Source organism: Bacillus sp. REN16, from assembly GCF_020731355.1.
GTDB lineage: Bacteria > Bacillota > Bacilli > Bacillales > Bacillaceae_L > Ferdinandcohnia.
In genome coordinates, this window is the sequence record NZ_JAJFZK010000002.1 from 150,794 (window position 1) to 162,515 (window position 11,722).

General features: G+C 36.9%; 9 protein-coding genes. All 9 read right to left on the reverse strand.

Features of this window, described 5'->3' with window-relative positions; translation table 11 throughout:
- The gene (locus LKW28_RS02760; RefSeq protein ID WP_229138803.1) at positions 1-732 is read right to left on the reverse strand and encodes a LytR/AlgR family response regulator transcription factor; all 732 of its coding nucleotides are present in this window, start codon (positions 730-732) and stop codon (positions 1-3) included.
- 1 nt (position 733) lies between these two features.
- Positions 734-2,470 carry a sensor histidine kinase gene (locus tag LKW28_RS02765; protein WP_229138804.1) on the reverse strand — a complete coding sequence of 579 codons (1,737 nt, stop codon included), beginning with the start codon at positions 2,468-2,470 and terminating at the stop codon, positions 734-736.
- An 85-nt stretch (positions 2,471-2,555) separates the two neighbouring features.
- Positions 2,556-3,539 carry a Gfo/Idh/MocA family protein gene (locus LKW28_RS02770; protein ID WP_229138805.1) on the reverse strand — a complete coding sequence of 328 codons (984 nt, stop codon included), beginning with the start codon at positions 3,537-3,539 and terminating at the stop codon, positions 2,556-2,558.
- 406 nt (positions 3,540-3,945) lie between these two features.
- Entirely contained in the window at positions 3,946-4,776 is an 831-nt protein-coding gene (rhaD, locus tag LKW28_RS02775) for a rhamnulose-1-phosphate aldolase (protein WP_420708803.1), read from the reverse strand.
- A gap of 177 nt (positions 4,777-4,953) precedes the next feature.
- Positions 4,954-5,715 (reverse strand): DeoR/GlpR family DNA-binding transcription regulator, encoded by a 762-nt coding sequence (locus LKW28_RS02780; protein WP_229138807.1) that lies wholly within the window; start codon positions 5,713-5,715, stop codon positions 4,954-4,956.
- A gap of 174 nt (positions 5,716-5,889) precedes the next feature.
- Positions 5,890-7,143, reverse strand: a complete 1,254-nt coding sequence (gene rhaA, locus LKW28_RS02785; RefSeq protein ID WP_229138808.1) for an L-rhamnose isomerase — start codon at positions 7,141-7,143, stop codon at positions 5,890-5,892.
- An 11-nt stretch (positions 7,144-7,154) separates the two neighbouring features.
- Complete coding sequence (rhaB, locus tag LKW28_RS02790; RefSeq protein WP_229138809.1) at positions 7,155-8,573, reverse strand: rhamnulokinase; 1,419 nt, start codon at positions 8,571-8,573, stop codon at positions 7,155-7,157.
- Between the two features lie 182 nt (positions 8,574-8,755).
- Positions 8,756-10,690: a fructose-1,6-bisphosphatase gene (locus tag LKW28_RS02795; RefSeq protein ID WP_229138810.1), complete on the reverse strand. Its 1,935-nt coding sequence runs from the start codon at positions 10,688-10,690 to the stop codon at positions 8,756-8,758.
- 34 nt (positions 10,691-10,724) lie between these two features.
- Positions 10,725-11,690 carry an AraC family transcriptional regulator gene (locus tag LKW28_RS02800; RefSeq protein WP_229138811.1) on the reverse strand — a complete coding sequence of 322 codons (966 nt, stop codon included), beginning with the start codon at positions 11,688-11,690 and terminating at the stop codon, positions 10,725-10,727.
- Positions 11,691-11,722: the final 32 nt, after the last annotated feature.

The following is an 11,722-nucleotide window of genomic DNA, read 5'->3' on the forward strand; positions in this document are numbered from 1 at the left end:
TCAGATTTCTAATTTAGCTCGTAATGCTTTTACATAATTTCTGCTAACCGAGAGCTGTTCCTCCCTTCCTTCAATTTCCAATTGATAGGCCCCGTTAAACCACGGGGTTAGTCTAGTCACATATTTTAAATTAACAAGGAAGCTTTTGTGAATCCGAAAGAAACCGAATGATTCAAGTCTGCTTTCTAAATCTTTAAGCTGTGTTTTTGAGTCATATTCCCCCATTTTCGTCACAAGCTTTGTTACTTTCTCATCTCTGACAATATATAAAATATCCATTGGTTCAAGGTAAATAATCTCCCCACTTGAATCAATTGCTAATTTCCCCGTTTGTTTTCCTCTTTCTTTTTCTTCTGGTGTATGAAAATGATTTTCAATTCGTTTAACCGTTTCCTTAAGTTGCTCCTCATCAAACGGCTTTAATAAATAGTCGATCGCATTAAATCGAAATGCTTCCACGGCAAACTCGGGGTAAGCTGTAGCAAACACAATTAATGGCGGCTTCTTTAATTCCAACAAAGCTTTTGCAGCTTCCATCCCATTAACCTTTGGCATTTCCACATCTAAAAAGACCACATCTGGCTGAAGTTGGATTGTTTTTAAAATGGCAGACTCTCCTGAATCACCTTCACCGACTATTTGAATCGTTGAATATGTCTGTAATAGATGGGTTAATTCATCACGACTATATAGTTCATCATCGATAACAAGGGTTTTAATTTTTGTTTCCATTTTATATAGCCTCCGTTAGTGGAATTGAAAAAGCAATTTCTGTTCCTTTGTTTTCTTCACTTTTAATGACTAAAGCAGACTTTTCACCAAAAAGCATTGTAAGCCTGCGGTTGACATTATATAAAGCAACACCGCTGCCTTTTTCTGATTTGATTGGGGTAATGCAAATTTCCTTTGCTCGTTCTTCCTTCATTCCCATTCCGTTATCCTCAACCTTTACATATACACAATCCTTCGCTTTTTGAATCGAAATATTCACACGGAAATCCCCATCTCGGTTCTTCATCCCATGCTTGATTGCATTTTCTACAATTGGTTGAAGGGTAAGTGGTGGGATAAGCTGATACAAAGCAGCTTCCTCGACCCTATAAAATACCTTTAGTTTATCTACAAACCTAGTTTCTTCTATTTCTAAGTAGGCTTTCACCTGCCGAAGTTCCTGCTCTAGGGTTGTTACATTTTGTGTTGTCACGGACAGGTTTTGCCGCAAGAAATGGGATAAGGATACTAGCAGTTTCCTTGCTTTAGTTGGATCCCTTCTTATTAAAGACAGAATTGTGTTCAATGTGTTAAAAAGAAAATGCGGACTAATTTGAGCTTGAAGCACTTTAATTTCTGCCTCTTTTGCAAGCTGAAACGCTTTATCAGCTTCGGCAATTTCAAGCTGATTACTCAAAAGGGAACTCAACCCTGAAATAAGCTCCGTGACAACAGGTGTAATTTCCTTTTCAGAACTAAAATAGAATTTGAGAGTCCCAATTGTTTCTTCTCTACGTTTTAAGGGTGCAATCACTGCTGCACCAAGTGGACAATCCTCGTCACGGCATTGAATCATTTTTTTGTTGGCGATTACAATTTTTCCATTCTGAATAACATCCACTGTAATTTGCGTTTGAATCGGCATTTGCGCACGATGATGATCATGTCCCAAGCCCACATGAGCCAGAATTTCATGTGTGTTTGTCATCGCCACAGCTGTTGCTTGGATTTCATCTTGAATGATATGGCAAACGGCTTGTGCTGTTTCACGATTTAATCCATTCCGTAAGTATGCAAGCGTCTTGTCAGCAATGCGAAGGGTTTTCTGAGCTTGAACTGCACCAGCCCGCTCTCCCTCATTAATCACACTTTTAATAATCATAAGAAAAACGGCACACCCCAGTCCATTTGCGACTATCATCGGAATCCCTATGATTTCAACTAAAGCCCATGCCTTTTCAAAAGGACGTGAAAACAGTAAGATAACTATCATTTGAAGTGCTTCTGCTGAGGCGGCAATGATAAAGGCAGTACTTAATTTCACATGCTTATTTTTCTTATAAAAGTAACCTGAAATAAGGCCTGCGATAATAGAAGCGAATCCACAAGAAAAAGCAGTAAACCCACCAAGCGTAAAGCGATGAATTCCAGCAATAAGACCCGCTCCTAACCCAACCTTGTAACCACCAAGCAGACCTGCGAGCACCACACCAATAACACGTGAATTGGCTAATGCTTCATCTGAGGTTAAACCAGCTGCCCAGCGGTTGAATTGCAGGCTTTCCGTATTGAGGCTCAAGCCTGTATACGTACCGATTATTCCAAAGAAACCAAAGAAGACAATCGCCACAAGCTTTTGCCAGCGATTCAATTCTTCCTGGTAGATCATCCCTCTGAAAAATTTCAATCTCGTTAAAATAAAAGCGATTGCAACAATGATCCCTAACCGCTCTAGCATTGTAATTAACAGTTCGAACATAGGCATGCTCCTTTTTTGGGGACAAGGGGACAGGTCCCGTGTCCCATGCTGCGCAATTTGGGACATTAAACCTGTCCCTCTGTCCCTAGTTTACATTTATTTTCACCGGTAGACCACTTAATGCGGATTCAAGGGCCCTACTGGTAACCATTTGGGTTCGAAATGCATCGTGATAGTCTGAGAGAATTCTAGATGTATCTCCTGTCCGAACTGCATGGAGGAATGCCTCACTTTCTAAGAGATAGGGGTTCCCTGAACGAAATGTTTTTTGCATTTTGCTAGTGGAAGCACTGATAGTTACTTGATCAGGTTGCCAAGTAACCATCCCCTTATCTGTAAAATAGGTCATATTAACTTGGGATACCCCTTCTGGAAGAATACATGAATTAGATATTTGAGCAACAACACCATTTTTAAGCTTCATTGTTACACAACCAATATCATGTACAGTCACATTGTCGAACTTCTCCTTCATCACTCTATTTCCAAACGCAGCATATACCTCATCAACCTCTCCAGCTATATACCGCAGTAAATCAACGATATGGGTGGTTTGCTCAATGAATTGTCCACCTGACGTTTCTTGGTTTCTCCACCACGAGACCTTTGGCATGCCACCCATCCAATATCCTGAAATTAAGCCAATGGTGTGATTCTCTATTTCTTCTTTTAAGTGTTGGACAGATTGACTGTATCGAAAATGATATCCAACAGAAGTAATCAATGATTTTTTCTTTATTTCATTTAGGATGGATGTTGGTGTTTGTAGATCGACTCCAAGTGGTTTTTCAACTAAGAAAGGGATACCCCTTTCAATTAGTTCATGCTCAATCTCACCATGTGCAAAGGGAGGGACACATATATACACAGCATCAAGTTTTTCCTCCTCAAGCATCTCATTTAATCGACCGTACCCGTTTATTCCATTAAAATCCATAGCCATCAACTCGGCTTTTTCTTTACTGCTTCCACAGATTGCCTGGACTTTTACACCATCCATTTTAGATAATAAACCCGCGTGCATCTTACTAAACCAACCTGTACCTACTAATCCAATTTTTAATGTCACTAGATATACCCCCAATATTTATTACCGTTTCAAGTGATAGGATTTTTCGAATTCATTTCTTGTTAGCGCTGTAAAATCACCGTTGTGTAATTACAATATTACTAGAACTGCTGAGTTTATTGTGTTTTTTTTAATAAAATGCTGTTTTCGCAAACTTTGTTGTTATTGACACCATTTGATTTCCGCTCCAGGTGGACGCTTTCCGCGGGCGTGGCTTGAGCCTCCTCGTCGCTGTTCGCTCCTGCGGGGTCTCAAGTCTCACGCTTTTCCCGCTGGAGTCGCCACCTTCCGCTACAATCAATAGGTTTATTTTATTCACTAGCAACAATCTTTTAGAAAAGAGCCTTATAAAAAAAAGGATATCCTCAAAGTCTATGAAAACTTTTTGAGAATAGCCCCTTATTTGTTAAAGTTTTAGAATCCCTTTTCTTGGTTCAACATGGAAGGCATTAGCTAGGTCAAAAAGCTGTTGATCTGTGATCGTTTGTTTTTTCCCGCCTTGTGCACATACGATTGTATAAACTTCGGCAGCTTTTTCGGCTGTTTCAATAAGTCCAAACACTTCATCCATTGATGTACCGGCTCCGAACACTCCATGATGTGGCCAAAGAACAAGACGCACATCCTTCATTTTCTTTGCAGTTGCTTCACCAATTTCATTTGTGCCTGGGATAATCCAAGGTACTACCCCAACGCCGTCTGGGAAAACAACAATACACTCAGTACACATTTCCCATAAAGTTTTTGTCATGGCCTCTTCTTGTAAACTATGTGTAAATGTCATAGCCAATAGATTTGTGGCATGACAATGCATAATTATCCGATGTTTCGGATCTACTGATAGCCTTTGAATATGATTCATAAGATGTGTAGGAAGTTCACTCGTTGCCACACCCCCATTTTCAAATCCCCAAAGAATATCATAGCTTTTGCCATCCTCTGAAATTCGAATAATACCCAAGTTTTCAGCTGGGTCTCGTTTTACATTTTTAAAATATTTTCCTGAACCCGTAACGATAAAATATTTCCCTGCTAGCGCGGCAGCATCAAAGCTCATCGGAATAGTTCGAATAACATGATCTACATTCATGAAAGGGATTAGTTCATATTCATGTAACAAATAACTGATATTTCCACCGTTACGCTCATCCCATCCTAATCGATAGAGATTTGCTGTTGTTTCAATCATTTCCTGAAAAAATGGTGCATTATATAATGAATTTTGATTTAATACCATACTCATAGTAGATTCGCCTCTTTAAAAGTATTATATATCTTTATAACATTATAATAGCTTAAAAACAGATATAAATCAACACAAACAAACATATTAATTGTTGATTTATTTTTGTTTTGTAACATTTTATACATATAACCAAAAAAACAGACCTAATCAGGTCTGCTGGCAAGCAAGTTATTTTGCAATTTCTATTTTTATTTCCTTTTCCTCGAATTCCCTAATTATTGGGTTATCTACTTTTGCATCGGTAATGATTGTATCTACCTTATGTAAAGGGCTAATATGGGAAAAGGCTTGCGTTCCAAATTTACTTGAGTCTACCATTAAAATTGTTTCATCGGCTATATCCATCATTTGTTTCTTTAATAATGCTTGTGATTCAATTGAGTCACTTAATCCTTTACTCAGATGGACACCTTTGCAAGAAAGAAAGGCTTTATTGACGTGATACATGCTTATAGATCGTTCAGCAAGTGGTCCAACAAATGAGAGCGATTTCGATAATAAGGATCCCCCAGTCGAGATCACTTTAACTTGTTCTTTTTTACTTAGCTCAATAGCAACCTTAATGGAGTTCGTTACAACCGTTAATGGAATATCTGGTAACTCCTTTGCCACATACCAGGCTGTGGTGCTAGCGTCTAGAACAATTTGGTCTCCTTCTTGGATGTAATTCACAGCAACTTGAGCTATTGCTTTTTTTCCAGCAGCATTTGTAATTTCTCTTTCTAGATATGAAGTTTCCGCATGATCCTTTTCAATACTAACGGCCCCACCATGGCTTCTCATTAGTAAACTCTCTTTTTCTAGCTTTTCAAGATCACGACGAATTGTTTCTTCGGTAACGGAAAAAATTTTACTTAGTTCTGTTACACGGATACTTGTTCGTTCATTTACCAAATCCACAATCTTCTTATGTCTTTCAGCAACAAGCATTGGATTCATCCTCCTAAAGCAACACCCGATTATTTGTATTTATGTTGGTTTGCGTTTATCTTTACCTTATTTCTAAATTTACTATACCATATTTTTGCGAAAAACAGACATTACTATATAGAAAAAAACAGACTTGATTTGGACAAAGTCCCTTTCAAGTCTGTCTAAATCACCTTATCGCTTCGATAATACTTCCTGTTCATATGTTTTTACTTCATCTAACCAAGCTTCTTTGACAGGAACACCCATATTTTCACAATAGTAATCCCAAACTGCTCCAAATGGATATGTTTTGAATTCTTCCATTAAGGCTAAACGTTCAGTGAAATTTCCTTCTTCCTGAAGTTGTTTTAAGTATTCGTTTGGTGAAAGCATTGCATGTAAAAGCGCTTTGATCATATTGCGTGTACCAATTGTCCATGCTGCGACACGGTTGATGCTGGCATCAAAGAAATCTAGTCCAATGATAACACGGTCAAGGGCGTCATTACGAACAATCTCTAATGCGAGTTCCTTTAACTCATCATCTAGAATGACAACATGGTCGCTATCCCAGCGAACAGGACGGGAAACGTGAAGCGCCACTTTCTCACTAAATAAAAGCATAGAAGAAAGTTTATTTGAAACTGTTTCAGTTGGATGATAGTGTCCAGTATCAAGTAAACATAGTTTATTATTCTTCATTGCATAATTTAAGTAGAATTCATGTGAGCCGACAACATAAGACTCTGAACCAATCCCGAATACTTTACTTTCTACTGCATCAAGATTATACTTTTCATCAGATTCAACTGCGAAAATTTTATCCAATGATTCTTTTAATCTTTTTCTTGGAGTTAAACGGTCACTTGGAATGTCCTTATAGCCGTCAGGAATCCAAATATTTGTTAAAGCTGGCGTGCCAAGCTCTTTTCCAAAATACTCCCCAATTTTTCGGCTAACAATACAGTGATTAATCCAGAATTCACGAATTTCTTCGTTTGGATGTGCCAAAGTAAGACCGTCAGCTGCTTTTGGATGAGAGAAAAGTGTTGGATTGAAATCCAAGCCTAATCCGTTTTCCTTCGCCCAGTTTACCCAGTTTTCAAAATGCTTTGGTTCTAATTGATCACGTTCTACTACTTCACCATTTGTTTCGGCATAGATAGCATGTAGATTGATACGGTGTTTACCAGGAATTAAAGATAGAGCTTTTTCAATATCGCTTCTTAATTCTTCAGGGTTTGTTGCTTTACCTGGATAGTTACCTGTTACATCGATACCGCCTGAAAGTTCGTGTTGATTGACTTCAAAACCTGCAATATCGTCCCCTTGCCAGCAATGAATAGAGATTGGTACATTCTTTAACTTTTCAATGGCTGCATCCACATCAACGCCCCATTTTGCATAAGCTTGTTTGGCAATTTCATAGTTTTCCTGAACAGACATCTTATTTCCTCCTAATTTGTTACCTTCTTGGCAGGTACATATTTTTTTACTTCAAATGATTTTTTAACTATTGCCCTAGCTTCTTCAATCGTTTCCATTTCTTCAAGAGACATTAATTGAGCAATGATATTTCCAATAGCTGTAGCTTCAACAGGACCTGCTAGTACCTCTTTACCTGTTACATCAGCAATCAGCTGGTTGAGCATTTCATTTTGACAGCCTCCACCGATGACATTAATCTTGGAGAATGACTTTTCAAAAATCTCTTCAATTTCAGTAACAGCTTTCTTGTAGGATTCTGCTAAACTATCATATACACATTTTGCAACCTCACCAGGGGTGCTAGGAATTGGCTGATTGGTTTCAATACAATATTTTTGGATTTCCTCAATCATGTTGTCCGGCTTCAAGAAGCGGTCATCGTTCACTTTGACGGTTGCTTTAAAATCAGCTTCCTTTCTTGCCAAATCAACAAGCTCTGCAAAGGAATATTCATCATTGTAGTTGCGTTTTACCTCTTGGATCATCCAAAGACCCATGATATTTTTCAAGAAACGGTACCGGTAATCGATCCCGCCTTCATTTGTAAAATTGTAATCCAATGCCTTTGTTACACAAATCGGGAAATGGTTTTCTGTTCCGATAAGCGACCAAGTACCTGAACTAATATAAATGCTGTCATCTTCTTCCGGAACTGCAATGACCGCAGAACCTGTATCATGTGTTGCTGGAAGGATGACCTTCAGATCAAAGCCAAGTTCTGATACAAGCTCTTCAGAAAGGGTACCAAGTACAGACTTAGGTGTTTTGATTTCCTGGAACATCTCTTTATTAAGTCCAAGCGTATTTATAATGTCGCTATCCCACTTTTTCGTAAAAGCATTTACAAGCTGTGTAGAGGTAGCATTTGTATATTCATTTGCTTTTTTGCCTGTTAGTAAATAGTTAAAATAATCCGGAATCATTAAAAATGATTTTGCCTTATCCAAGATTTCGGGATTATTTTTCTTGATCGAATAAAGCTGGTAGATTGTGTTAAATTTTAAAAATTGAATGCCTGTTTCTAAGTAAAGACGTTCCTTCGAGAATAGCTCAAACACTTCCTCCATCATTCCGTCTGTTCGTGGGTCACGATAAGAAACGGCATCTGTCAAAGGTTGATCATTTTCATCCAATAACACAAAATCAACCGCCCATGTATCAATTCCGATGCTGTCGGGCTTAATTCCTCTTTCACTGCATTTTTTCAGTCCAGCAATAATTTCTTGAAAAAGGAGATCAACTTCCCAACAGTAGGAGTTATCCTTTTTTACAATTTTGTTTTCAAAGCGATGGATTTCTTCGAGCTTTAATGAACCATTTTCAAGATATCCTAAAATAAGTCTCCCGCTGGAAGCACCAATATCAACGGCTACGCTGTATTTTGTCATTTTTTTCACCTTCTATTGTAATCGCTTACTGTAATCTATCATACTAATAAAAACACAATAATCATATAACGTGATTTAACAAAATTATTGTCCTTATTTGCAATCGTTGAATAAAAAAAGAGGATGCTTGAATAATCCAAGCTCCTCATTCTTGATTCTTAATTTGCTATTAATCTATCTGTTTACTTTATATACCGATACTCCATCAAACTCTTCAAGGCAGAAACTTCCTCTAATAATTCCTTCCCAACATTTGTTTCCAGCACCATTTTTCTTTCAACTACTTTGTCCACTAATCTTTTCACGGATAACACATCCATGCCATTGTGCAGGACATTTTCTTTGGAATTAAAATGTTTATGGGCTACCAATTTCATGCCAAATGAATTATATAATAAAGTATACCCGGCAATTCCGGTAGTTGATTGATAGGCTTTTGAGAAGCCTCCGTCAATCACAATCATTTTTCCATTTGCTTTAATCGGGTCTTCCCCTTCAATTTCCTTAACTGGTGTATGCCCATTTATGATATGGCCATGATCGGGATTTAAGTTAAATTCTGTTAAAATTTTACGGCAGATTTCTTCCTTTTCGCGTAAATAGTAATATGGATTCTTTTTCTCTTTATGAGTCTCTTTATCTTTAATAAAATACCTTTCGAAGGTTGTCATTTCCCTTTTGCCAAAGAGGGATGAATATTCGCCTGTCCATAAATACCAGACCATATCTGTCGAAAGATCATCGGTTCTTTGCGGATGTGCAAAAGCGTGTCGCAAATGATGTTCAAACACATCCAATAATTCTCGACCTTCATACATTGTATTTTCAATCACCATTTTTTCCATATTTCCTTTGTCATCTAAAGGAATACAGCCATGTATTAATAAGTTATCATTATATTTTAAATAAAGACTGCCTTTCCTCATAAGGAAATTCATATGTCTCGCTAATTTTTCCGAATGCTGGACAGAAAATAATAATTTATCCATTACTTGCTGTTCTTCCGGTAACAATTCACTTGGATCTTCAAGATTAACAGTGGAAAAGCAGGTATTTTCCAGTGGATAGGTCTTTCCATGAATCACGATTTCATTTTGGACATAATCAATTTTCTCAAGCATTAGCCTTTCTGACATATTAAAGAATGGTCGTCTTTTAATGATCGGAATTTCAAGTTTGAACTGAATCATGGCAATTGCTTGATGAATTTTTGTGATTTGTAATTCTTCTTCCTCTGATAGATTATTTCCAGAGGTTTTCTTTGGTTTGAAAGCCGAATTATCCTTATAGTAATTCTCAGCTAAATTTAATAGTGGTCGAAGATTGATTCCGTACACATCTTCAATAATATCCAAATTATTATACCGAGCACAGATACGGAGAATATTAGCTAGGCAAACCTTGGAACCGGCAAACGCACCTAGCCATAATACATCATGATTCCCCCACTGAATATCAACAGAATGGTAGTTTATAAGTGTGTCCATAATTCGATGGGGCTCAGGTCCACGATCATAAATGTCTCCCACTACATGAAGATGGTCCACAACCAATCTCTGCGTACAATATGCAAGACCAATAATAAGTTTGTCAGCCTGATTAAGAGATATAATTTGCTGAACAATTTTAGTGTAGTAAGGCTTTTTATTAATGGATTCTTCTTCCGTTTTGTATAATAATTCTTCGATTATATAAACAAACTGTTCAGGTAATGCTTTACGTAATTTCGAGCGTGTATATTTGGAAGATGCAAAAGAGATGAGCTTGATCAATTGATCAATGGTTTCAGCATACCATCCTTGTAGATCCTGCTTATTATCGATGCTATTCTTAATTAACTGTAATTTCTCTTCCGGATAATAAACCAATGTCGTCAATTCATTGATATTTTTCTCAGATAATACATCCTTAAATAGTTCTTCTATTTTCTCTTTTACTCTCCCAGATCCATTCCTTAGTACATGTTGAAAAGATTGGTACTCCCCATGCAAATCACTGACAAAATGTTCGGTTCCCTTTGGCAGATTAAGAATAGCTTCCAAATTGATAATTTCCGTAACCACTTTTTCTTCACTATCATATTTTTCAGCCAATAAATCTAAGTATTTTTTATCCAAAGTATGTATCCCCCTTAAATCATGCGAATAAATGCTACCTTTCAGATTGCTCTCTAAATCGTTTTGGTGTAACGCCATATTTATTTTTAAAGATTCGGTAAAAATAACTTATATTATCATAGCCGATTTCTTCTGCTACTTGGGTTACTGGTATGATTGTGTGTTCAAGCAGCTCTTTTGCTTTTAGAAGTCTTCTTTCTTGCAGAAGCTCCTTGAAGGTTAATTTTGTGGCTTTTTTTATTGTTTTACTTAAGGAATAATGGGTTTGATTTAGTTTTTCCGACAAATCATATAATGAAGCTGTACGATAGTACTGATCAATATATTTTAATGATTCAACAATGAGATATTCGGATGATTCATTTTCTTCATTATGCTTAACCTTGTCTACATTCTTAATCAGTTCAATTAGCAATAGACCCATGTAGAGCTTAATTGTCGACTCTGATAGGTTTGAGGGGTTTATAATTTCTTCGATTATCTTTTGAACTAATTCCTGAATACTTTCAACTTCTGAAACCATGAAATAAAGGAATTGTCCGCTCCCCGAGTTATTAAATAGACTACTGAAAATAAACTTCGTAATCGTATTATCAGCCGAAATAAATGAAAAAATAAAATCAAAAAATTCAGGTTTGATAATGAAATTGATGATGATATCTTCCTTGGCGCTTGCTTCAATTTCATGCTCAATATGTTGATTTAAAAACAACAATTCTCCCTTTTTTAATGTGAGTGGTTCATTGCCAACAGTCTGTTTTAACTGTCCATGATAAACATAATTCACCTCAATGTAATCATGCTTATGCTTTGGAAAATCTACAAAGCGAGTATGCTTACGAACCATGATTAAAGAATCATCACCAAGAAATTTATCGCTTTCAATTACAAAGTTGTTTTGGTTTGTATAGAGATCCTTGATAACCTCAGGTCTTTCTTCGAGAATAGCTCTTTCTTCATCTGAAATTTTCATCAATTCTTCAAGAAGTTCGGTATTCATACGTTCACTCTCATTTACTCGAATTTAATTTT

Excerpts from the sequence above, each read along its gene's own strand:
- LKW28_RS02760 (WP_229138803.1), bottom strand. The coding sequence starts at position 732 with ATGGAAACAAAAATTAAAACCCTTGTTATCGATGATGAACTATATAGT.
- rhaA (WP_229138808.1), bottom strand. The coding sequence starts at position 7,143 with ATGTCTGTTCAGGAAAACTATGAAATTGCCAAACAAGCTTATGCAAAA.
- LKW28_RS02765 (WP_229138804.1), bottom strand. The coding sequence starts at position 2,470 with ATGTTCGAACTGTTAATTACAATGCTAGAGCGGTTAGGGATCATTGTT.
- rhaB (WP_229138809.1), bottom strand. The coding sequence starts at position 8,573 with ATGACAAAATACAGCGTAGCCGTTGATATTGGTGCTTCCAGCGGGAGA.
- rhaD (WP_420708803.1), bottom strand. The coding sequence starts at position 4,776 with ATGGTATTAAATCAAAATTCATTATATAATGCACCATTTTTTCAGGAA.
- LKW28_RS02800 (WP_229138811.1), bottom strand. The coding sequence starts at position 11,690 with ATGAATACCGAACTTCTTGAAGAATTGATGAAAATTTCAGATGAAGAA.
- LKW28_RS02780 (WP_229138807.1), bottom strand. The coding sequence starts at position 5,715 with ATGCTTGTTGCTGAAAGACATAAGAAGATTGTGGATTTGGTAAATGAA.